The sequence below is a fragment of the Jannaschia sp. GRR-S6-38 genome, assembly GCF_029853695.1.
Classification (GTDB): Bacteria; Pseudomonadota; Alphaproteobacteria; order Rhodobacterales; family Rhodobacteraceae; genus Jannaschia; species Jannaschia ovalis.
Genome location: NZ_CP122537.1, coordinates 129,995 through 150,318, shown reverse-complemented (window position 1 = coordinate 150,318; position 20,324 = coordinate 129,995). Strand labels below are relative to the sequence as shown.

Sequence of the window (20,324 nt, the reverse complement as noted above, 5' to 3'; positions counted from 1 at the left end):
GACTGTATGCCGTCGCATACCACGCCGCCGCGGCAGCGCAAGATCCACGCGCCGGACAAGAAAGAACCCGGCCCCCGACGGGGGACCGGGCGGACCGCCGGTCGGGACATCGCTGTCGTCCGGGCGGCCTTCCGGAATGCAGGGGTCTGTTAAGCTACGCGCGACCCGCGCCTCCCGGAATGTCGTGGGCGGGCCGTGCGGCCCGCCGCATTGCCGTCACTGGGCGGTGATGACCGTCATCACCAGCGCGTCGTCGACGCGCACGGGGCCGTCCTCCACCGCGCCGAGCGTGTATTCGAAGATGCCGGTCCGCGTGCCCGCCGCTTCGGAATGGACCATCAGCATGAGCATCTCGCCGGGGGCGACATCCTCGGTCAGGATCGCGGCGACATCGGTGGTCTCGCCGGCGCGGATCGGGGCGTGGCCCACGACCGGTCCGGGCGCCATCGCGGCATCGGTGCGGTGCACGACCAGCCAGCCGTTCTCTCCGGCGAGGATCGAGGCGGCGGAGACGACGCCGTTGGCGACGGACTGGTCGGCGGCTGTAATCGCCGGGGCCATCGCGTGGCCTGCGGCATGGGCCGCGCCAAGGGTGAGAAGGAGCGCGGCGGCGCTGAGGGTCGTGAGCTGGATTGGCATGGAAGCCTCCCTGTTGATGACATGCGCAGTCACGACGGCGCGTCGGGAGAGTTTCAGCGCGGGCCGGAAAAATTCGCGACCGGCGGGCGTCAGGCCAATGCGGCGCCCGCGCCCCAGGCCGCGGCGGCGCAGAGCGCGCCCAGGCCCACCGTCTCGAGCAGCGACCGCCAGAGCGGGATCCCGGTCGCCCGCCAGCGCAGCAACCCGAGAAGGAGCAGCGCGGCGAGGGTCGCCAGCGCCGAGGCGCGCAGATCCGCCCCGCCCGCGCCCGACACGAAGAAAGGCAGAAGCGGGATCAGGCCGAAGGCCACGAAGGCCGCGAAGGTGACGAGCGCGCGGGCCAGCGCGCCCTCCTCGGGGGCCTGCTCGACCCCGTCGGTGGACAGGACCAGCCGAGCCGTCAGGTCGGGCGAGCGCTCGATGGCGCGCGCGGCGTCCCGCGCGGGGTCCGCGTCGAGGCCCGCGTCGCGCAGGCTCTCGGTCAGGCGGGCGACCCGGGTCTCGCGTGTCATCGCCGCGAGCCGGGTTCGCCCGGCGCGCCAGACGTCGCGCTGCGCCCGGTCCGACAGCCATTCGCCCATGCCCATGGACATCGCGTCGGCGGCCAGGTTGGCCACGCCGAAGACAATCACCGCCGCGGTCCCGATCCCGGCGACCTCGCCCGCCCCGGCCCCGGAAAAGCCCGCGACCACGGCGAAGGTCGTCACGATGCCGTCATTGCCGCCGAAGACGATCTGGCGAAGATATTCCCGAACCCCCCGCCGCGCGCCCATCGCCCTCAGCCCCCGAGCCGGAAGAAGGCCGCGATGCGCGGCGAGAGCCATTCCCAGAGCGCCGGTGCGCCATGTTCGATCTTCGCGCCGACGCGCGCGCGGACCTGGTCTTCGGTCACGTCGTAATCGGTCCAGGAGCCGCCGCCATTGGCGAGGTTGAGGTTCGGCGGCTGGAAGCGGTCGAGGGATTTGGCGAAGCGCGCATCGGCGGTCTCGGCGGTCTCGAACTCGTTCCAGAGCGCGCGGAAGGCGTTGGCCTGCGCCGGGGGCAACAGGCCGAAGATGCGGTCGGCGGCGCGCGCCTCGGCCTCGGTCGGGTCGGGGGCCGTGCCGAAGATCGGGGTGTCGCCCGCGTCGATCTCGACCAGGTCGTGGAGGATCAGCATTGCGATCACCCGGCTCGGATCCACGCCCTCGGGCGCGTGCGGCGCCAGCGTCAGCGCGAAGAGCGACAGGTGCCAGCTGTGCTCGGCGCTGTTCTCCTCGCGCGAGCCGTCGGCCAGACGCGTGGCGCGGGTCACGGATTTCAGGCGGTCGGCCTCCATCAGGAAGGCCATGCGGGCGGACAGGTCGCGATCGCCCTCAGTCATCGCCCTGCGGCTTGCCGTATTCGGCGATGCGCTTCTGCAGACGCTCGCGCGCCCGGAGCGCGGCCCGCTGGACGCGCACGGAGGTGATGAAGGCCTCCTGCAGCGTCTGCGAGCTGTCGCCCAGCGACTGCGCCATGATGCGGATGATGTCCTCGTCGCCCGTCTTCTCGACATGCGCGATCACGTCTTCCGCCAACTCGTCCGCAAGGTCTTCGGCGATGCCCATGCCCCGCTCCTCAGCGCGTCGTCTCGGTGAGGCGTCGGGAGACGTAGTCCTTCACCGTCTCGATCATCGGATCCATGTAGGGATCCTCGAAGAAGTGCCCGGCGCCCTCCATCTCCTCGTGGGTGATGGTGATGCCCTTCTGCTCGTGCAGCTTGTTGACCAGCGCCGTGGTGTCGGCGGGCGGCGCGACACGGTCGGCCGAGCCGTTGATGATCAGGCCCGAGCTGGGGCAGGGGGCGAGGAACGAGAAATCGTAGCGATCCGCGGGCGGCGAGACCGAGATGAAGCCCGTGATCTCGGGGCGGCGCATCAGGAGCTGCATGCCAATCCAGGCGCCGAAGCTGAAGCCCGCGACCCAGCAATGCTTGGAATTGGGGTTCATCGACTGCAGATAGTCGAGGGCGGAGGCCGCGTCCGACAGCTCGCCCACGCCCTGGTCGTATTCGCCCTGGCTGCGGCCCACGCCGCGGAAGTTGAAGCGCAGGACCGTGAAGCCCAGCGAATGGAAAGCGTAATGCAGGTTGTAGACGACGCGGTTGTTCATCGTGCCGCCGAATTGCGGATGCGGGTGCAGCACGATGGCAATGGGGGCGTCCTTGACCTTCTGCGGATGGTAGCGGCCTTCGAGCCGACCTTCGGGTCCGGGGAAGATCACTTCGGGCATGGGGGGCGGTCCTCGCGGTTGACGGCTCGCGCGCGGCGGAGATACTGCCCGCCCGGCGGTGGGCGAGAGTTATGCGGCCCCCGCGCCGAGGTCAATCTGATGGAGAGGGCCGCGCCATGAAGCTCAGCACCAAGGGACGTTACGCGATGGTCGCGCTGGCCGATCTGGCCATGCAGCCGGAGGGCGCGCTCGCGCCGCTGGCCGATATCGCCAAGCGCCAGAGCGTGTCCCAGCCTTACCTGGAGCAGCTTTTCGTCAAGCTGCGGCGCGCGGGGCTGGTCGACTCGGTCCGCGGGCCGGGGGGCGGCTACCGGCTGGGCCGGTCCGCCACGGAAATCCGCATCTCGGACGTGCTGGCCGCGGTCGACGAAACGGTTTCCGCGCTGCACACCGGCGCCGGCGCCTCGGGCGCGTCGTCGGGCAGCCGCGCGCAGAGCATGGCGAACCGGCTGTGGGAGTCGCTCTCGGCGCATGTCTACGTCTTCCTGCACCAGACCCGCCTGTCGGATGTCGTCGAGAACGAGATGACGCCATGCCCGGCCGTGCCGTCGCTGCTGCAGGTCGTGGACGACTAGCCGAGACCGGGACGCCGCCCGTCGTCATCGGGCCCGCCCCGACGCCGCGGCGGGGGGCGGCCCCGCGAGATTTCTGACCAGAGGACACCCCATGCGCGAGCGCGTCTATCTCGACTGGAACGCCACCGCGCCCCTGCGGCCGGAGGCGCGCGCGGCGATGATCGCGGCGATGGACGTGGCGGGAAACCCGTCCTCCGTCCATGGCGAGGGGCGCGCCGCCAAGGGGCTGGTCGAGCGCGCGCGCGCCCAGGTGGCCGAGGCATTGGGCGCGCAGGGCTCGGATATCGTCTTCGTGTCGGGCGCGACGGAGGCGGCGGCCCTGGCCATGGCGGGCCGGCACCTGCAATCCGCCCCGATCGAGCACGAAGCGGTCGCCGCCTGGGGCGACGGGACGCTGCCGGTCGATGCGCAGGGCCGCGTGACGGTCGCCGATCCCGCCAGCAGCGCGCTGCAACTGGCCAACAGCGAGACCGGCGTGATCCAGGACCTGCCCGAGGGGCTGGCGGTCAGCGACATGACGCAGGGGTTCGGCAAGCTTCCGATCGCCTTCGACTGGACCGGCGTCCAGATCGGGCTGGTCAGCGCGCACAAGCTGGGCGGGCCGAAGGGCGTGGGCGCGTTGGTGATCCGGCGCGGCCTCGACCTCGCCGCGCAGATCCGCGGCGGCGGCCAGGAGATGGGCCGCCGGTCGGGCACGGAGAACGTGATCGGCATCGCGGGCTTCGGCGCGGCGGCCGCGGCGGCGGCCCGCGATCTGGAACAAGGCGCCTGGGAGCGGGTTGCGCAATTTAGAACTTTTCTAGAAACAAGCCTTGAGGGTGTCGAGGACCTGACTAAATTAGTCGGGAAAGAATCGAAACGCTTGCCGAACACCTCCTGCCTGATCACGCCCGGCTGGAAGGGCGAGACGCAGGTTATGGCGCTGGACCTGGCCGGGTTCGCCGTTTCGGCGGGATCGGCCTGCTCGAGCGGGAAAGTGCGCGAAAGCGCGGTCCTGCGGGCGATGGGCTTCGGGCCGGGCGAGGCCGATTGCGCGATCCGCGTGAGCCTCGGACCGGACGTGACGAAAGACCAGGTGGAACGGTTCGTCGAAGCCTTCCGCCGTTTGAGAGATAGGAGACGGACATGACGGCTCTGGACGATGTGCAGGTCAAGGACGGCGTCGATGCCGAAACCGTCGAGCAGGTGAAAGCCCTGTCCGGCGCCTACAAGCACGGCTGGAATACCGAGATCGAGACCGAATACGCGCCCAAGGGCCTGTCGGAGGACATCGTCCGCCTGATCTCGGAGCGCAACAACGAGCCCGAGTGGATGCTGGAGTGGCGTCTGGAGGCCTATCGCCGCTGGACCCAGATGACGGAGCCCAAATGGGCCATGGTCCAGTACCCGGAAATCGATTTCCAGGATCAGTATTACTACGCCCGGCCCACCTCGATGAAGGAAAAGCCCAAGTCGCTGGACGAGGTCGATCCGAAGCTTCTGGAGACCTACAAGAAGCTCGGCATCCCGCTGAAGGAGCAGGCGATCCTCGCCGGGGTCGAGCCCGCGCCCGAGGATCGCAAGGTCGCCGTCGACGCCGTCTTCGACAGCGTCAGCGTCGGCACCACCTTCAAGGCGGAGCTGGCCAAGGCGGGCGTGATCTTCTGCTCGATCTCGGAAGCGATCCAGGAGCATCCCGAGCTCGTGAAGAAGTATCTCGGCTCGGTCATCCCGCAATCCGACAACTACTACGCGACGCTTAATGCGGCCGTCTTCTCAGACGGGTCCTTCGTCTACATCCCGAAGAACACCCGCTGCCCGATGGAGCTGTCGACCTATTTCCGGATCAACGCCGAGAATACCGGCCAGTTCGAGCGCACGCTGATCATCGCCGAGGAAGGCTCCTACGTGTCCTATCTCGAAGGCTGCACCGCGCCGCAGCGCGACGTGGCGCAGCTGCACGCGGCCTGCGTCGAGCTGATCGCGCTCGACGATGCCGAGATCAAGTATTCGACCGTCCAGAACTGGTATCCCGGCGACGAGAACGGCAAGGGCGGGATCTACAACTTCGTCACCAAGCGCGCCGATTGCCGCGGCGCGCGGTCCAAGGTGATGTGGACCCAGGTCGAGACCGGCTCCGCCGTGACGTGGAAATACCCGTCCTGCATCCTGCGCGGCGACGACAGCCAGGGCGAGTTCTATTCCATCGCCATCGCCAACAACATGCAGCAGGCCGATACCGGCACCAAGATGGTACATCTGGGCAAGAACACGAAGTCGCGCATCGTCTCGAAGGGGATCAGCGCGGGTCGTGCCCAGAACACCTATCGCGGGCTCGTGTCGATGCATCCGAAGGCCAAGAACTCGCGCAACTACACGCAATGCGACAGCTTGCTGATCGGCAGCGAATGCGGCGCGCACACGGTTCCCTATATCGAAGTCAAGAACAACTCGAGCCGGGTGGAGCACGAGGCGACGACCTCGAAGGTCGATGACGACCAGCTCTTCTACTGCCGCTCGCGCGGCATGGACGAGGAAGAGGCCGTGGCGCTTGTCGTGAACGGCTTCTGCAAGGAAGTCCTGCAGGCCCTGCCCATGGAGTTCGCCATGGAAGCGCAGCAGCTGGTGGCGATCTCGCTGGAAGGCTCCGTCGGCTGATGGCCTTCGACGCGCAGGCGGCGCTGGGCGACGGCCGGCTGCACCCGGCCGTCCGCGCGGCGCTGGGACGTGAGGCGCGCTACGTGACCCCCCGGGGCACGCGCGTCACGCTGTCCCGGCTGCACGATCGGCCCGTCCTGTTCGTGACCAACAACATGAAGGACCGAATCCACGCGACGCAGAAGGACGGCGAATTCTACGAGCGCGCGCAGCTCGAAATAATTGCTGCGCACATGCCCGCGGGTGGCACGTTCATGGATGTCGGCGCCAATATCGGGAACCACTCGCTCTACATGCTGCTGATCGGCAGCGCGGCTCGGGTCATTCCGGTCGAGCCGAACCCGGAGGCGATCGCGCTCTACCTCGCGGCGATGCAGCTCAACGGCGTGGTGGACCGGGTGGCGCTCGACACGCTGGGATACGGCCTGGGCGCGCGGGACGAAGCGGCCTTCGTGATCTACAACCCCAAGGGCAACCTCGGGTGGACCCAGCTGAAGAAGGCCGATGGTGCGGGCGAGGGTCATCCGGTGGAGGTCCGCTCCGGCGACGGGCTGCTGGACGGGCGCCGGGTCGATTTCGTCAAGATGGATGTCGAGGGGATGGAGATGGCCGCGCTCTCCGGGCTGGAGGCCACGATCCGCCGCGATCGCCCGAAGCTGTTCGTCGAGGTCGACAGCAGAAACGCCGAGGCCTTCGAGACCCTGATGGCCGAGTGGAACTACGAGATCGGCGAGGCCTTCGCCAAGCGCAAGATCAACCAGAACTTCCTGATGGTGCCCGCCGCCGCCTGAGCGGTGTGGCCCCGGAAACCCCCGAAATAGGTGAGACAATGCTGAAGATCGAGAACCTGCACGTGAAGCTGGAAGAAGAGGACAAGGCGATCCTCAAGGGCGTCAACCTGACCGTAGAGGCCGGCAAGGTCCATGCCATCATGGGCCCCAACGGCTCCGGCAAGTCGACCCTGTCCTACGTGCTCTCGGGCCGCGACGGCTACGAGGTGACGGAAGGCTCGGCTACGATGGAGGGCGAGGAGCTGCTCGACCTCGAGCCCGAGGAGCGTGCCGCGCTGGGCCTGTTCCTTGCCTTCCAGTACCCCGTCGAGATCCCGGGCGTCGGCAACATGACCTTCATGCGCACCGCGGTGAACGCCCAGCGCAAAGCCCGCGGCGAGGACGAGCTGTCGGCCGGCGACTTCCTCAAGCTGGTGCGCGAGAAGGCCAAGACGCTGAAGATCGACGCCGACATGCTCAAGCGCCCCGTCAACGTGGGCTTCTCGGGCGGCGAGAAGAAGCGCAACGAGATCCTGCAGATGGCGATGCTGGAGCCCAAGATGTGCATCCTCGACGAGACCGATTCCGGCCTCGACGTGGACGCGATGAAGCTGGTCTCCGAAGGCGTGAATGCGCTGCGCGACGCGGGCCGCGGCTTCCTCGTCATCACCCACTACCAGCGTCTTCTGGACCACATCAAACCCGATGTGGTGCACATCATGGCCGATGGCCGGATCGTGAAGACCGGCGGGCCCGAACTCGCGCTCGAGGTCGAGAAGAACGGCTATGGCGACATCCTGAACGAGGTGGCGTGATGGTGGCGGAAGCGAAGAAAACCGCGACCGAGGACCGGCTCGCGGCCCTTGACGTGCCGCGGGACGGCGGCTGGCTGGGTGCGGCCCGCGACGACGCGCTGGGCCGGCTGCGGGCCGTGGGCTTGCCCGCGCGCCGCGACGAATACTGGCGCTACACCGATCCGCGCGCCTTCATCGCGCCCGAGCCCAAGCTAGACGCGGCCACGCAGTCGGGCGACCCCTTCGCGGGCGTCGATTGCGTCACCGTGACGGTCGAGGACGGCCGCGTCACGCTGCCCGCTGATCTGCCCGAGGGGTTGGAGCTCACCACCCTCGCGGACGCGGCGGGGGCCGACATCCATTGGGCGAAGGACCTCTATGGTAAGCTCGAGGCGATGGGCTCCCGCCCGGTGCTGCGCCCGCTGGCCATGCTGAACACCGCTGCTGCCACCGACGGGCTCCTGCTCCGCGCCACGGGCCCGGTCGCGAAGCCTGTGCATTTGCGGATGGCGGGCACGGGCGACCCGATCCTGCACCACGTTGTCAAGGTCGAGGCCGGCGCGTCCGTCACGCTGCTGGAATCGGGCACCGCCGGCGCGCGGTTCAACACCGTGGCCGAGATCGAGGTCGCCGGGACCGGCGCCTTCCACCACCTGCGCGTCCAGGGCCCCGATGCGGGGCGGCATCCGAACACGCATCTCTTCGCGCGGCTGGGCGAGGGGTCGGTCTTCAAATCCTTCACCGCCAGCGCCAACGGTCCGATGACCCGCAACGAGGCCGTGCTCGAACTGACCGGCGATGATGCCGTGGCCCATATCGCGGGCGCGGCATTGGGGTCGGGCGCGTTCCACCATGACGACACGGTTTTCGTGACCCATGACGCCGTGGGCTGCGAAAGCCGGCAGGTCTTCAAGAAGGTGCTGCGCAACGGTGCGACCGGCGTCTTCCAGGGCAAGATCCTGGTGAAAGAGGGCGCGCAGAAGACCGATGGCTACCAGATCAGCCAGTCGCTGCTTCTGGACGATGACAGCCAGTTCCTCGCCAAGCCCGAGCTCGAGATCTATGCCGACGACGTCGCCTGCTCGCACGGCTCGACGACCGGCGCGATCGACGAGACGGCGCTGTTCTACCTGCGCTCGCGCGGGGTGCCGCGGGCCAAGGCGGTCGAGCTTCTGGTCCTCAGCTTCCTGGCCGAGGCCGTGGAGGAGATCGAGGACGAGGCGCTGCGCGAGATGATGACTGAGCGGCTGGCCGACTGGGTCGCGCTGGGCTGATGTCCGTCACGACGGACATCCCCCGCTCCTGGCTGCGCCCGCGCGCGGTCATGGCCGAGCACATGGCCCGCGGCACCGGCGACAGCACCGCCTTCATCTTCCTGATGGCGGGTTGCCTGCTCTTGTTCGTGTCGCGCCTGCCGGCCCTGTCGCGCGAGGCGTTCCTGACCGGGGGCGACTTCATGCTCGCGACGGGCGGGGCGCTGATGGCGATCGTGTTCCTGCTGCCGCTCCTGATGATCGGGCTGGCCTGGATCGCGCATCTGGTGACGCGGCTCTTCGGGTCGAAGGGCCGGGCGGAAAACGCGCGCGTGGCGACCTCCTGGACCTTGCTGGCGGTGTCGCCGGCGATGCTGCTCAACGGGCTGACCGAGGGCTTCGTCGGCCCCGGCCCGGCGCTGCAGCTGGTCGGTATCGTCGCACTCGGTGGGTTTATCTGGATCTGGGTCAACACGCTCTACGTCGCGGAATGGGAGCCGGAGGAAACCCATGTTTGACGTCCAAGAGATCCGTTCGCAGTTCCCGATCCTCGCGCGCGAGGTGAACGGCAAGCCGCTGGTCTATCTCGACAACGGCGCGTCGGCGCAGAAGCCGCAGGTGGTGCTCGACACGATCCAGCGCGCTTATGGCGAGGAATATTCCAACGTCCACAGGGGCTTGCACACCCTCTCGACGATCTCGACCGAGAATTACGAGGCCGTGCGCGGGACCGTCGCGCGCTTCCTCGGCGCGCCGTCCGAGGACCACATCGTCTTCACGAGCGGAACCACCGAGGCGATCAACCTCGTCAGCTACGGCTGGGCCGCGCCGCGGATGCAGGCGGGCGACGAGATCGTGCTCTCGATCATGGAGCACCACGCCAATATCGTGCCCTGGCATTTCCTGCGCGAGCGGCTGGGCGTGAAGCTCGTCTGGGTCGAGACCGACGTGAACGGCGATCTCGATCCGCAGGCCGTGCTCGACGCGGTGACGGATCGCACCCGATTGATCGCAATCACCCATCTGTCCAACGTCCTGGGCACCGTCGTCGATGTGAAAGCCATCTGCGCCGGTGCCCGCGAGAAGGGCGTCCCGGTGCTGGTCGACGGCAGCCAGAGCGCCGTTCACATGCCTGTCGACGTGGCCGATCTGGGCTGCGACTTCTACGCGATCACGGGACATAAGCTTTATGGACCAAGTGGTTCCGGCGCGATCTTTATCCGCCCGGAGCGGATGGCGGAGATGCGGCCGTTCATGGGGGGCGGGGATATGATCCGGGAGGTGCATCGCGACACGGTGACGTGGAACGACCCGCCGATGAAGTTCGAGGCGGGGACGCCCGGCATCGTGCAGACCATCGGGATGGGCGCCGCGCTGGAATGGATGATGGACCTCGGCATGGATGCCATCGCCGCGCATGAGCGCGATCTGCGCGACTATGCGCGGACGCGGCTGGACGGGCTCAATTGGTTGAACGTCCAAGGACAAAGCGCTGGAAAGGCGGCAATTTTCTCGTTCACGCTGGAGGGGGCGGCGCATGCGCATGACATCTCGACCGTGCTCGACAAGAAGGGCGTCGCGGTGCGTGCGGGGCAGCATTGCGCCCAGCCGCTGATGGAGCATCTGGGCCTGAACGCGACCTGCCGGGCCAGTTTCGGAGTCTACAACACCCGCGCCGAGGTCGATGTGCTGGTCGACGCGCTGGAGCTCTGCCACGACCTGTTCGCCTGAAATTTCGTGGGTGATCTGCGGGTGATCCACGGGTGATCTGCGTCCGACATGTTTTGACATAGCTCGCCCGTCCCGGACGGGGCCGTTGACGGGCGGGACGACAGGTAGTCAGGTCCGCCCCATGTTCCGCGCCCGCGTCACCCGCCACCCGAGACCCTTCGATCCCGATGCTGGGGCCGAGGCCGCCGCGCGGCTGGCGCCCCCGGCCGAACTCGCGGCGCTGGTGTCTGGCGCGGCCGGGTGCAGCCCCTTCCTCGGCAGCCAGATGACCCGCGAGCGGGACTGGCTCGCCGATCTCTGGGAGGCGGACCCAGACGCCCTGCTGCAGGACCTGCTGGCCGAGGCGGGCGCGCTGGAGGGCGACCCCAAAGCTGCGCTGCGGCGTCTGAAGCGGCGGGTGGGCCTTCTGGTCGCGCTTTGCGATCTGGGTGGGGTCTGGGACGTGATGGCCGCGACCGGTGCGCTGACGCGCTTCGCCGATGTCGCGCTGGACGCGGCGCTGCGCTACGCCACCGCCCGCCACGCGCGCGGCCCGGTCACGGGCGATGGCGGGCTGGTCGCCATCGCCATGGGCAAGATGGGCGCCTTTGAGCTGAACTATTCCAGCGATATCGATCTCGTACTGCTCTTCGACGAGAGCCGCTACGACCCGGCCGATTACGGCGAGGCGCGGGCGCAGCTTCTGAAGGCCGCCCGGCTGGCGATGGCGACGATGTCGGACGTGACGGCGGATGGCTACGTCTTCCGCACCGACCTGCGCCTGCGCCCCGATCCGGCCTCGACCCCGATCGTGCTGTCGATGGAGGGGGCGGAGCGCTACTACGAGGCGATGGGCCGAGCCTGGGAACGCGCCGCCTGGATCAAGGCGCGCGCCTGCGCCGGGGCGGTCGCGGCGGGCGCGGGCTTCGTCGACCGGCTGACGCCCTTCGTCTGGCGGCGGCACCTGGATTTCGCGGCCGTGCAGGATGCGCATGACATGCGGCTGCGGATCCGCGACTCGAAGGGCTTCCACGACGCCTGGGACGTGCCGGGCCACGACGTGAAGCTGGGGCAGGGCGGCATCCGCGAGATCGAGTTCTTCACCCAGACCCACCAGATCATCGCCGGCGGCCGCGACCGCAGCCTGCGTGTCCGCCCGACGCTGGAGGGGCTGGACCGGCTGGTCGCCGCGGGCTGGGTCGGCGCGGAGGACCGCGCCGTCCTGGCCGAGAATTACCGCCACCTGCGGATGGTCGAGCACCGTTTGCAGATGGTGCAGGACGCCCAGACCCATCGCCTGCCGAAGGACGCCGACGGGTTGCGCCGGCTGGCCTGTTTCATGGGGGCGGAGGATGCCGAGGCGTTCGTGGCCGACCTGCGCGAGCGGTTTCGGGCGGTCGAGGCGATCACCGATCCGAGCTTCCGCCCCGATGCCGCGCCCGCGCCCGCGCCGGACCCGATCGAGGGGGCGGCGGCGGTCACCGATCGCTGGCCGACCTATCCCGCGCTGCGCTCGGAACGGGCGCGCACGATCTTCACGCGGCTGCGGCCCCGGCTGCTGACCGAACTGGCCCGCGCGGCGCGCCCGCCAGAGGCGCTGTCGGCCTTCGACGACTTCCTGCGCGGGCTGCCGGCGGGGGTGCAGCTCTTCTCACTCTTCGAGGCCAATCCCGAACTGACAGAGCTGATCGCCGACATCTGCGCCACGGCCCCCGACCTCGCGCGCTACCTGTCGCGCCAGCCGGGCGTGCTGGACGTGGTGATCGGCGGCAGCTTCTTCGCGGCGCTGCCCGACAGCTATGACGCGCCGGTCCCGCAGGGCGATTTCGAGACCGTGCTCGATGCGCTGCGCCGCTGGCATCGCGAGGCGCATTTCCGCATCGGCGTGCACCTGCTGCGCCGGCTGATCGAACCGGGGCAGGCGGCGGAGCAATACGCCCGGCTGGCCGAGGCGGTGCTGGCCGCCGCCTGGGACGCGGCGCGGATCGAGACCGAGCGCCGTTACGGACGCGTGCCGGGGCTGCGGCTGGCGGGGCTCGGGATGGGATCGCTGGGCGCGGGCCGGCTGACGGCGCGGTCGGACCTGGACCTCGTGGTGCTGCATGACGGCGCGACGGGCCCGTCGGACGGGCGGCGCGCGCTGGAGGCGCCGCAATGGGCCGCGCGCTTCACCCAGGTGCTGATCACCGCGCTGTCGGCGCCCACGGCGGACGGGCGGCTCTACGAAGTGGACATGCGGCTGCGCCCCTCGGGGCGGCAGGGGCCGGTCGCGACGGCCCTGTCGGGGTTTCGCAGCTACCAGGCCGAGGAGGCCTGGGTCTGGGAGCACATGGCCCTGACCCAGGCGCGCGCCGTGGCGGGCGACGCGGGCGTCGGGCGGGCCGCGATGGCGGCGCGGGCCGAGGTGCTGGCGGCGCGGCGCTTCGATGCCGAGGCCGTGCTGGACGCGCTGCGCGACATGCGGCGGCGGATCGCCGAGGCCGGGCGCGTGGGCGGCGGACTGTCGGTGAAGGCGGGGCCGGGGCGGCTGCAGGATATCGCGCTCTGCGCGCAGGCCCATGCGCTGATCGCGCGGGCGACGGTGCACGGGGTCGCGGACCAGCTCGACATGCCCGGCTGGCTGACCGCGCCCGAGCGGGCGGAGCTGGGCGCGGCGCATCGCCTGTTGTCGGACATCCAGCAGGTGCTGCGCCTGATCACCGCCGAGGATCCGCCGGGCGCGCTGGGCCAGGGCGGCTGGGACCTGCTGCGGGCGACCTGCGGCTGCAGCGATCCGGCGGCCGATTGCGATGCCGCCGCTGCGCGGGCCGCGGAGGCCATCGCCGCGGCGCTGGACCGGGGGGCGGGGGCGGGCTAGCTCACCTTGCGAACGGGTGGAGGTGAGCCGATGGCGAGGATGATGGGCGAGGGGGCCGACGATCCGAAGGGCCTGATCCGCGAGGCGTATCGCATCGAGGGGATCTCGCCCGCGGAATGCCGATCGATCTTCCTCGACTGGGCGCTGAGCGTCGAGGATGCGCGCGCCGCGATCCCGCGCCTGCTGCAGGGCCGGCCCGAGCATCCGATGACCGACGTGCTGCGCGAGGGGCTGGCCGAGGTGCCGCAGGGCCGCCGCGGCGGACGGGCGGCGCGGCTGAAGGCCTAGCCCTTCGCCGCCTGCGTGCCGCGTTCGCGGTAGGGCGTGGTGCCGTAATGCGCGCGGTAGCATTTCGAGAAATGGCTGGGCGAGGTGAAGCCGCAGGCCAGCGCCACGTTGATGATCGACATGTCGGTCTGCATCAAGAGGTTGCGCGCCTTCCCGAGCCGCAATTCCATGTAGTAGCGCTTGGGGCTGCGGTTGAGGTAGCGGCGGAACAGCCGCTCCAGCTGGCGGGTGGACATGCCGACCTGGCGGGCGAGGATCGAGGGGCTGATCGGCTCCTCGATATTCTGCTCCATCTCGCGGATGACCTGGCTGAGGCGGGGATGGCGCACGCCGATCCGCGTGGGGATCGACAGCCGCTGGGTGTCCTGGTCGGTGCGGATCGAGGAATAGATCATCTGGTCGGCCACCAGCGCGGCCAGCCCCTCGCCATGATCCTTGGCGATCAGGTGCAGCATCAGGTCGATCGAAGCGGTGCCCCCGGCGGTGGTGAGGCGCTTGCCGTCGACGGTGAAGACCGACTTGGTGAGTTCGATATCGGGGAATTCCTCGGCGAAGCTGTCGTGGTTCTCCCAGTGGATGGTGGCGCGCTTGCCGTCGAGCAGCCCCGCCACCGCCATCGTCCAGGACGCGGTGCAGAGCCCGCCGATCACGATGCCGCGGCGCGATTCGCGGCGCAGCCAGCCGATGATCCGCTTGGTGCTGGCCCGGGCCACGTCGATGCCGCCCACCAGCAGGAGCGTGTCATCGCGCCCGATCTCGTCGAGGTCGCGGTCGACCACGAAGCTGGTCCCGGCCGAGCAGGTCACCGTCCGGCCGCCATCGGCCGCGAGCTCCCAGCTGTAGAGCTGCGCGCCGGCCATGCGGTTGGCGATGCGGAGCGCGTCGACCGCGCTGGCAAAGGACATCAGCGTGAATTCGTCGAGCAGGGCGAACACGAAATGACGCGGCTTCGGCGGCAAGGTGAGCGTCAGCTCCTCCGCCCGGCCCTCCGGCCCGTCCGTTTCGTTTCCTTTCGACATGCGCGTCCTCGATCCCTTCCCCGCGCCGCACCGCATCGACGCAAAGCCGAAAGGCGCTTCGGGATCAAGAGAATTGCGGCCCGGGGTTCTGGCCGCGCGGCCGGACATGCGCTACGGATGCGCCCGGACAGACGACCGGAGAGATGGCCATGGCCTGGGCGAAGACCGACTGGAGAGCGAAACCGCGGGTGCAGATGCCCGATTACCCCGATGCCGAGGCATTGGCCGCCACCGAGGCGCGGCTGGGGAAATATCCGCCGCTGGTCTTCGCGGGCGAGGCGCGGACGCTGAAATCCGAGCTGGCCGCCGCGGGCCGCGGCGAGGCGTTCCTGCTGCAGGGCGGCGACTGCGCCGAAAGCTTCGCGGAATTCTCGGCCGACACGATCCGCGACACCTTCAAGGTGATGCTGCAGATGGCGATGGTGCTGACCTTCGGCGCCAAGGTGCCGGTGGTGAAGGTGGGCCGGATGGCCGGCCAGTTCGCCAAGCCGCGCTCGGCGCCCACCGAGGTCAAGGATGGGGTCGAGCTGCCGAGCTACCGCGGCGACATCATCAACGAGCTCGACTTCACGCCGGCCTCGCGCATCCCCGACCCGCGCAAGATGCTGGAGGCCTATACCCAGGCCGCGGCGACGCTGAACCTGCTGCGCGCCTTCTCGAAGGGCGGCTTCGCCGATGTCCACCAGGTTCACCAATGGACGCTGGGCTTCACCCAGGGTGAGCGCGCGGCGCAGTATCGCGACATGGCCGACCGCATCCAGGACACGCTGGATTTCATGACCGCCGCCGGACTGGGCGCGGACACGAATGCCGAGCTGTCGACGGTCGATTTCTACACCTCGCACGAGGCGCTGCTGCTCGAATACGAGGAGGCGCTCTGCAGCAAGGATTCGCTCACGGGCAACTGGCTGGCGGGGTCGGGTCACATGATCTGGATCGGCGACCGTACACGCCAGCCGGACGGCGCGCATGTCGAGTTCTGCCGCGGCGTGCTGAACCCGATCGGCCTGAAATGCGGCCCCTCGACCAGCGAGGAGGATCTGAAGCTCCTGATCGAGCGGCTGAACCCCGAGAACGAGATGGGCCGCCTGACGCTGATCGCGCGCTTCGGGGCGGGCCAGGTGGGCGACCACCTGCCGCGCCTGATCCGCACGGTGCAGGAGATGGGCGCCAATGTCGTCTGGTCCTGCGACGCGATGCACGGCAACACGATCAAGTCGTCCTCGGGCTACAAGACCCGGCCCTTCGACAGCGTGCTGCGCGAGGTGCAGGAATTCTTCGCCATCCACCGCGCCGAGGGCACGATCCCCGGCGGCGTGCATTTCGAGATGACCGGCCAGGACGTCACCGAATGCACCGGCGGCGTGCGCGCGGTGACTGACGAGGACCTGTCGGATCGCTATCACACGGCCTGCGACCCGCGGCTCAACGCCTCGCAATCGCTGGAGCTGGCCTTCCTGGTGGCCGAAGAGCTGTCGGGATTGCGCGCCGAGCGCCAGCGCGCGGCGTCCTGAGGGACCGTCCGGCCCGCCCCCGTCAGGGTGCGGGCTGGGCCTCGAGCCAGGTCATCGCCTGCGCCTCGTCCTCGAAGCTGGCCGCTTCGACGGGCAGGATGCTGCCCATCGCCTCGACCAGGCCGCCGGCCGCGCCGGGCGCGTTGGCGACGACGTAGTGGCGCACCTTGGCCAGCGATTGCAGCTGTGCCTTCAGGCTGTCGAGCGACAGGCCCGATCCGAACTCCGAGGTCTCGTCCGTTTGGAAGGACAGCAGCATGTCGACGGGGCCGGGGGCCGCCTCGAACACGGCGAGCATGTGCTCGGACATGGCCGTCATGTCCTCGCGCGTGACCTTGCCGGTGATCCGGAAGGCGTGGAGATGGTCGGGCGCGGTGGTGAATTCGTGGATATTGGCGCTGGCGAACATGGGGCCTCCGGGCTGGGTTCCCGAGGGTAACGGGCGGCGGGGCCCCGGCGTTCCCGTCTCACTTCACGACGCGCAGCCAGGGCACCTGCGTCTCGCGCGCCTCGAAGCGGGGCGCGGGCGCCATCTCGGGGAAGCGGTCGGTCGGCAGCGGCTGGCGATCGGGCGCGGGGGCGTCGGTGTCCCGCAGCTCGTGGCAGGTCATCGAGAAGCGCCGCGGCGGGTCCTGCACGGGCCGGTCGGTGACGACCACGCCCAGCGCCTTGGAGGGCGCGTAGCAGCGGTCGAGGAGCGGCAGGAGCAGCAGGCGCGCGCCCATGATCCCCTCCGCCCCCTCGGAGAGCCCGTCGCATTCGAGCGTGGCGGGCCGGTCGAAGACCGTCTCGATCAGCGGCTCGAGCCGGGTGCGGTCGCGCGGCTCGAACAGGGCGTGGAGCGGCAGGCCGCGCGCATCCATGCCCAGCAGGCTGTTGATGACGCGCCCGGCCAGGCGGATGCGCACCGTGCCGGGGCGGACGCGGTCCAGGATCATCGCATGGGCGAGGATCGTCCCCATGTCCTTGGGGTCGAGCGCGTCGCGACGGGGCAGGTTGCGCCCGACGCGCAGTCCCTGCCAGTAGCCGCGCGCGGTCTCGATCACCGGGGCCGGCCGCATCACCCGCAGCCGGGGCGCCGCCCTGCCGCCGCCGGATTCTCCGCTCCGTTCGTCGATTTCGCCGTCCTGCATCGCCGTCTGCCTCATCCGTTGCGGGGGCCCTGGACGCGGCGCCGCAATTGCGGCCGATCCGCGGCAACCCCCTGCCGTCTTTGACGAAACTAAGGCAGGTTGCCACAAATTGCGCGCAATTCCTTTACCGATGGTTAACGGGAGCGGGCGCGCGGGGCGCTGGACCCGGCCCGCGTCGCGGGCTAGGCCACGGGCGATGAAATCCATGACGGGATATGCCGCGCTGGACCGCGACGGCCGCCGCTGGGAGCTGCGCTCGGTCAATGCCCGCGGGCTGGACCTGCGGCTGCGCCTGCCCGAGGTGGCCGGGCTGGAGCCCGCCGCGCGGGCCGCGCTGGGCGCGGTGGCGGCGCGGGGCGGGGTGACCCTGTCGCTGCGGCTGGGCGGCGAGGCGGCGGGGGCGGCGCCGCGGCTTGATCTGGCGGGGCTGGACCGGGCGCTCGACGCGCTCTCGCAGGTCGCCGCCCGCGCCACGCAGCCGCTGGCGCCAGTCAGCGCGGCGCAGATCCTGGGCCTGCGCGGCGTCTGGGAGGCTGGCGAGGCCGATCCACCGCCGCTGGACGCGCTGGTGGCGGCCCTGGGCGAGCTGACGACTGCCTTCGCGGCGGACCGGGCGCGCGAGGGCGCGGCGCTGCGCGCGGTGCTGGCGGAGCAGGTCGACGAGATCGCGGCGCTGACCGACCGTGCCCGCGCGCTGGGCGCGGCGCGCGCCGATCACATGGCCGAAGCCTTCCGCGCCGCGCTGGCCCGCGTGGCCGAGGCCGGGCTCGATGAGCGCCGGGTCGCCACCGAGATCGCCGCGCTGGCCGTTAAGGCCGACATCGCCGAGGAGCTGGACCGGCTCGACGCGCATGTCGCCGCCGCGCGGGCGCTGCTCGACGAGACGAAACCCGCCGGCCGGCGGCTGGATTTCCTGACGCAGGAATTCAACCGCGAGGCCAACACGCTGTGCTCGAAGGCGCAGATGACCGAGATGACCGAGATCGGGTTGGCGCTGAAGGCGGTGATCGACCGCCTGCGCGAGCAGGTCCAGAACGTGGAATGAGCATGCGACGCGCCGACATGATCCAGGGAACGCGCCGGGGCCTGGCGATCATCCTCTCCAGCCCCTCGGGGGCGGGAAAATCGACGATGGCGCGGCGGCTGATGGAGTGGGATCCGACGCTCAGCTTCTCGGTCTCGGCCACGACGCGCGCGCCGCGCCCCGACGAGACGGAGGGCGTGCATTACTATTTCCGCTCGCGCGAGGCCTTCGGAAAGATGGTGCTGGACGGCGAGATGCTGGAACATGCCGAGGTCTTCGGGAACCATTACGGCAGCCCCCGCGCCCCGGTCGAGGAAGCGCTGCGCGCGGGGCGGGATGTGATCTTCGACATCGACTGGCAGGGCGGCCAGCAGATCCGCAACTCGGCGCTGGGCCGGGATGTGGTGTCGATCTTCATCCTGCCGCCCTCGATCGCCGAGCTGGAGCGGCGGCTGCAGGATCGTGGGCAGGACAGCCCGGAGGTGATCGAGGCGCGGATGGCGAAATCCGAGGCCGAGATCAGCCATTGGGCGGAATACGATTACGTGCTGGTCAACGACGATGCCGATGCCTGCGAGGCGCGGCTGCGCACGATCCTGACCGGCGAGCGACTGCGCCGCGACCGGCAGCCCTGGCTGACCGAGTTCACGCGCGGCCTGGGCGCCGAATTCCGCGAACGGGAGGCAACATGATCTATGCACTGGACGGCGTCGCGCCCGAGATCGACGCGGCGGCCTGGGTCGCGCCCGGGGCCAATGTCATCGGCCGCGTGCGGCTGGCGGCGGGGGCCAATATCTGGTTCGGCGCCACGCTGCGCGGCGACAACGAGCCGATCACTGTGGGTGCGGGCTCGAACGTGCAGGAGAATTGCGTGCTGCACACCGATATGGGCTTTCCGCTGGAGATCGGGGCCGATTGCACGATCGGGCACAAGGCGATGCTGCATGGCAGCACGATCGGCGAGGGAACGCTAGTCGGGATGGGGGCCACGGTGCTCAACGGCGCGCGGATCGGGCGCGGTTGCCTGATCGGCGCGGGCGCGCTGATCACCGAGGGCAAGGAGATCCCCGATGGGAGCCTCGTGATGGGGGCGCCCGGCAAGGTCGTGCGCGAGTTGGACGCGGCCGCGCGCGAAACGCTGCGCGACTCGGCGCGGCATTACGTGACCAAAGCGGTGCGGTTCCGGGCGGGGCTGACGCCGGTCTGAACCCGGCTTGAACCTGACCCGAGGCGGGCGCGGCGCGGCGGTCAGACGATGAGGCTCAGATGCGTCTCGTCTGCGCTGACCGAGACCGGGCGCCGCAGGTCCCGCGACAGCGCGGCAAGGATGCCGAACTGCACTTCGGAGCCCTTCAGGTCGCCCGGCAGCTCGCCCCGGCCCAGCGACATCCAGAGCGGCTGATCGATGCGCAGCCGCTTGGCGTCGACATGCATCACCCAGGCCTGGCCGTTGCGCGTGACCTCGATCTTGGCGCCCCAGGGCGTCGCCACCTCGATGCAGTTGAGCGCGAGGCAGGCGAGGCGCATCTCGGCGCGCGCATGCTCCTCGGTGTCGCGCCAGAGCACCTTGCTGCGGGTGTCGCGATACATGTCGTCGAGCACCTCGCGGATCTCGCGCGCCGCGATCCGGGCCTCGGGGGCGCCAGCGCCGAAGGCCAAGCGGAAGAACCGGATGCGCGCCACCGCGGCGTCGAGCGCGCTGCGAATGAGCGCCACCTCCTCGCCGCCCTTGCCCGACAGCTCCAGCAATTCGAGCCCGTTGCCGATCGCGCCGATCGGACTGACGAGGTCGTGGCAGAGCCGCGATCCCAAGAGGGCGACCAGATCGGGCTCGTCCCCGGCGGATCCTGCGCTAGGC

Annotated in this window: 23 protein-coding genes; 14 read left to right on the top strand and 9 right to left on the bottom strand. The window is 69.8% G+C overall.

Features of this window, described 5'->3' with window-relative positions:
* Positions 1–216: 216 nt before the first annotated feature.
* The 5 genes from P8627_RS00735 to P8627_RS00715 all read right to left on the bottom strand — a co-directional run bounded on the left by P8627_RS00735 (position 217) and on the right by P8627_RS00715 (position 2,892).
* A complete protein-coding gene (locus tag P8627_RS00735) occupies positions 217–639 on the bottom strand; it encodes a DUF7282 domain-containing protein (protein WP_279965568.1) in 423 nt (140 codons plus the stop codon).
* Between the two features lie 89 nt (positions 640–728).
* Entirely contained in the window at positions 729–1,412 is a 684-nt protein-coding gene (locus P8627_RS00730) for a VIT1/CCC1 transporter family protein (RefSeq protein ID WP_279965567.1), read from the bottom strand.
* Positions 1,413–1,417: 5 nt separating this feature from the next.
* Positions 1,418–2,002, bottom strand: a complete 585-nt coding sequence (locus P8627_RS00725; RefSeq protein WP_279965566.1) for an HD domain-containing protein — start codon at positions 2,000–2,002, stop codon at positions 1,418–1,420.
* Positions 1,995–2,228 (bottom strand): hypothetical protein, encoded by a 234-nt coding sequence (locus P8627_RS00720; protein ID WP_279965565.1) that lies wholly within the window; start codon positions 2,226–2,228, stop codon positions 1,995–1,997. The genes P8627_RS00725 and P8627_RS00720 overlap by 8 nt, the downstream gene beginning before the upstream one ends.
* Before the next feature lie 10 nt (positions 2,229–2,238).
* Positions 2,239–2,892: an alpha/beta hydrolase gene (locus tag P8627_RS00715; RefSeq protein WP_279965564.1), complete on the bottom strand. Its 654-nt coding sequence runs from the start codon at positions 2,890–2,892 to the stop codon at positions 2,239–2,241.
* Positions 2,893–3,008: 116 nt separating this feature from the next.
* Here P8627_RS00715 and iscR point away from each other — a divergent pair, with 116 nt between their 5' ends.
* From iscR to P8627_RS00665, 10 genes are all read left to right on the top strand, one after another.
* Positions 3,009–3,467: a Fe-S cluster assembly transcriptional regulator IscR gene (gene iscR / locus P8627_RS00710; RefSeq protein WP_279965563.1), complete on the top strand. Its 459-nt coding sequence runs from the start codon at positions 3,009–3,011 to the stop codon at positions 3,465–3,467.
* A gap of 91 nt (positions 3,468–3,558) precedes the next feature.
* Positions 3,559–4,596: a cysteine desulfurase family protein gene (locus P8627_RS00705; RefSeq protein ID WP_279965562.1), complete on the top strand. Its 1,038-nt coding sequence runs from the start codon at positions 3,559–3,561 to the stop codon at positions 4,594–4,596.
* Positions 4,593–6,104, top strand: coding sequence for a Fe-S cluster assembly protein SufB (gene sufB / locus P8627_RS00700; protein WP_279965561.1), 1,512 nt, complete (start codon positions 4,593–4,595; stop codon positions 6,102–6,104). Before P8627_RS00705 ends, sufB begins: the two co-directional genes overlap by 4 nt.
* Positions 6,104–6,895 carry an FkbM family methyltransferase gene (locus tag P8627_RS00695; RefSeq protein WP_279965560.1) on the top strand — a complete coding sequence of 264 codons (792 nt, stop codon included), beginning with the start codon at positions 6,104–6,106 and terminating at the stop codon, positions 6,893–6,895. The genes sufB and P8627_RS00695 overlap by 1 nt, the downstream gene beginning before the upstream one ends.
* 38 nt (positions 6,896–6,933) lie before the next feature.
* Positions 6,934–7,689: a Fe-S cluster assembly ATPase SufC gene (sufC, locus tag P8627_RS00690; RefSeq protein ID WP_279965559.1), complete on the top strand. Its 756-nt coding sequence runs from the start codon at positions 6,934–6,936 to the stop codon at positions 7,687–7,689.
* Positions 7,686–8,942: a SufB/SufD family protein gene (locus tag P8627_RS00685; RefSeq protein ID WP_279965558.1), complete on the top strand. Its 1,257-nt coding sequence runs from the start codon at positions 7,686–7,688 to the stop codon at positions 8,940–8,942. Before sufC ends, P8627_RS00685 begins: the two co-directional genes overlap by 4 nt.
* On the top strand, positions 8,942–9,439 hold the full coding sequence (locus tag P8627_RS00680) for a YIP1 family protein (protein WP_279965557.1): 498 nt from the start codon (positions 8,942–8,944) through the stop codon (positions 9,437–9,439). Before P8627_RS00685 ends, P8627_RS00680 begins: the two co-directional genes overlap by 1 nt.
* On the top strand, positions 9,432–10,652 hold the full coding sequence (locus tag P8627_RS00675) for a cysteine desulfurase (protein WP_279965556.1): 1,221 nt from the start codon (positions 9,432–9,434) through the stop codon (positions 10,650–10,652). Before P8627_RS00680 ends, P8627_RS00675 begins: the two co-directional genes overlap by 8 nt.
* Before the next feature lie 121 nt (positions 10,653–10,773).
* The gene (locus P8627_RS00670; RefSeq protein ID WP_279965555.1) at positions 10,774–13,488 is read left to right on the top strand and encodes a [protein-PII] uridylyltransferase family protein; all 2,715 of its coding nucleotides are present in this window, start codon (positions 10,774–10,776) and stop codon (positions 13,486–13,488) included.
* A 39-nt stretch (positions 13,489–13,527) separates the two neighbouring features.
* On the top strand, positions 13,528–13,776 hold the full coding sequence (locus P8627_RS00665; RefSeq protein ID WP_279967519.1) for a hypothetical protein: 249 nt from the start codon (positions 13,528–13,530) through the stop codon (positions 13,774–13,776).
* Here P8627_RS00665 and P8627_RS00660 read toward each other — a convergent pair.
* Positions 13,773–14,795, bottom strand: a complete 1,023-nt coding sequence (locus P8627_RS00660) for a GlxA family transcriptional regulator (RefSeq protein ID WP_279965554.1) — start codon at positions 14,793–14,795, stop codon at positions 13,773–13,775. The genes P8627_RS00665 and P8627_RS00660 overlap by 4 nt on opposite strands.
* 149 nt (positions 14,796–14,944) lie before the next feature.
* On the opposite strand from P8627_RS00660, the gene P8627_RS00655 reads away from it, so the two are divergent.
* Positions 14,945–16,309 carry a class II 3-deoxy-7-phosphoheptulonate synthase gene (locus tag P8627_RS00655; protein ID WP_407932956.1) on the top strand — a complete coding sequence of 455 codons (1,365 nt, stop codon included), beginning with the start codon at positions 14,945–14,947 and terminating at the stop codon, positions 16,307–16,309.
* 22 nt (positions 16,310–16,331) lie between these two features.
* On the opposite strand, the gene P8627_RS00650 is transcribed toward P8627_RS00655, so the two are convergent.
* Together P8627_RS00650 and P8627_RS00645 are read right to left on the bottom strand one after the other, a co-directional pair.
* Entirely contained in the window at positions 16,332–16,718 is a 387-nt protein-coding gene (locus P8627_RS00650; RefSeq protein ID WP_279965552.1) for a SpoIIAA family protein, read from the bottom strand.
* 58 nt (positions 16,719–16,776) lie between these two features.
* A complete protein-coding gene (locus tag P8627_RS00645; protein ID WP_279965551.1) occupies positions 16,777–17,457 on the bottom strand; it encodes a PAS domain-containing protein in 681 nt (226 codons plus the stop codon).
* 181 nt (positions 17,458–17,638) lie between these two features.
* On the opposite strand from P8627_RS00645, the gene P8627_RS00640 reads away from it, so the two are divergent.
* The 3 genes from P8627_RS00640 to P8627_RS00630 are packed head-to-tail and all read left to right on the top strand — an operon-like array spanning position 17,639 to position 19,673.
* Entirely contained in the window at positions 17,639–18,487 is an 849-nt protein-coding gene (locus P8627_RS00640; RefSeq protein WP_279965550.1) for a YicC/YloC family endoribonuclease, read from the top strand.
* Positions 18,488–18,504: 17 nt separating this feature from the next.
* Positions 18,505–19,158: a guanylate kinase gene (gmk, locus tag P8627_RS00635; protein WP_407932988.1), complete on the top strand. Its 654-nt coding sequence runs from the start codon at positions 18,505–18,507 to the stop codon at positions 19,156–19,158.
* Positions 19,155–19,673, top strand: a complete 519-nt coding sequence (locus tag P8627_RS00630) for a gamma carbonic anhydrase family protein (RefSeq protein ID WP_279965549.1) — start codon at positions 19,155–19,157, stop codon at positions 19,671–19,673. Before gmk ends, P8627_RS00630 begins: the two co-directional genes overlap by 4 nt.
* Before the next feature lie 41 nt (positions 19,674–19,714).
* Here P8627_RS00630 and P8627_RS00625 read toward each other — a convergent pair whose 3' ends face one another.
* Positions 19,715–20,278, bottom strand: a complete 564-nt coding sequence (locus P8627_RS00625) for a histidine phosphotransferase family protein (RefSeq protein ID WP_279965548.1) — start codon at positions 20,276–20,278, stop codon at positions 19,715–19,717.
* Positions 20,279–20,324 lie beyond the last annotated feature (46 nt).

Coding starts and splice junctions, on each gene's coding strand:
- P8627_RS00675 (WP_279965556.1), top strand. CDS start 9,432: ATGTTTGACGTCCAAGAGATCCGTTCGCAGTTCCCGATCCTCGCGCGC.
- P8627_RS00640 (WP_279965550.1), top strand. CDS start 17,639: ATGAAATCCATGACGGGATATGCCGCGCTGGACCGCGACGGCCGCCGC.
- P8627_RS00665 (WP_279967519.1), top strand. CDS start 13,528: ATGATGGGCGAGGGGGCCGACGATCCGAAGGGCCTGATCCGCGAGGCG.
- sufB (WP_279965561.1), top strand. CDS start 4,593: ATGACGGCTCTGGACGATGTGCAGGTCAAGGACGGCGTCGATGCCGAA.
- sufC (WP_279965559.1), top strand. CDS start 6,934: ATGCTGAAGATCGAGAACCTGCACGTGAAGCTGGAAGAAGAGGACAAG.
- P8627_RS00730 (WP_279965567.1), bottom strand. CDS start 1,412: ATGGGCGCGCGGCGGGGGGTTCGGGAATATCTTCGCCAGATCGTCTTC.
- P8627_RS00650 (WP_279965552.1), bottom strand. CDS start 16,718: ATGTTCGCCAGCGCCAATATCCACGAATTCACCACCGCGCCCGACCAT.
- P8627_RS00735 (WP_279965568.1), bottom strand. CDS start 639: ATGCCAATCCAGCTCACGACCCTCAGCGCCGCCGCGCTCCTTCTCACC.
- P8627_RS00660 (WP_279965554.1), bottom strand. CDS start 14,795: ATGTCGAAAGGAAACGAAACGGACGGGCCGGAGGGCCGGGCGGAGGAG.
- P8627_RS00680 (WP_279965557.1), top strand. CDS start 8,942: ATGTCCGTCACGACGGACATCCCCCGCTCCTGGCTGCGCCCGCGCGCG.
- P8627_RS00725 (WP_279965566.1), bottom strand. CDS start 2,002: ATGACTGAGGGCGATCGCGACCTGTCCGCCCGCATGGCCTTCCTGATG.
- gmk (WP_407932988.1), top strand. CDS start 18,505: ATGATCCAGGGAACGCGCCGGGGCCTGGCGATCATCCTCTCCAGCCCC.
- P8627_RS00645 (WP_279965551.1), bottom strand. CDS start 17,457: ATGAGGCAGACGGCGATGCAGGACGGCGAAATCGACGAACGGAGCGGA.
- iscR (WP_279965563.1), top strand. CDS start 3,009: ATGAAGCTCAGCACCAAGGGACGTTACGCGATGGTCGCGCTGGCCGAT.
- P8627_RS00715 (WP_279965564.1), bottom strand. CDS start 2,892: ATGCCCGAAGTGATCTTCCCCGGACCCGAAGGTCGGCTCGAAGGCCGC.
- P8627_RS00630 (WP_279965549.1), top strand. CDS start 19,155: ATGATCTATGCACTGGACGGCGTCGCGCCCGAGATCGACGCGGCGGCC.
- P8627_RS00720 (WP_279965565.1), bottom strand. CDS start 2,228: ATGGGCATCGCCGAAGACCTTGCGGACGAGTTGGCGGAAGACGTGATC.
- P8627_RS00695 (WP_279965560.1), top strand. CDS start 6,104: ATGGCCTTCGACGCGCAGGCGGCGCTGGGCGACGGCCGGCTGCACCCG.
- P8627_RS00670 (WP_279965555.1), top strand. CDS start 10,774: ATGTTCCGCGCCCGCGTCACCCGCCACCCGAGACCCTTCGATCCCGAT.
- P8627_RS00655 (WP_407932956.1), top strand. CDS start 14,945: ATGGCCTGGGCGAAGACCGACTGGAGAGCGAAACCGCGGGTGCAGATG.
- P8627_RS00705 (WP_279965562.1), top strand. CDS start 3,559: ATGCGCGAGCGCGTCTATCTCGACTGGAACGCCACCGCGCCCCTGCGG.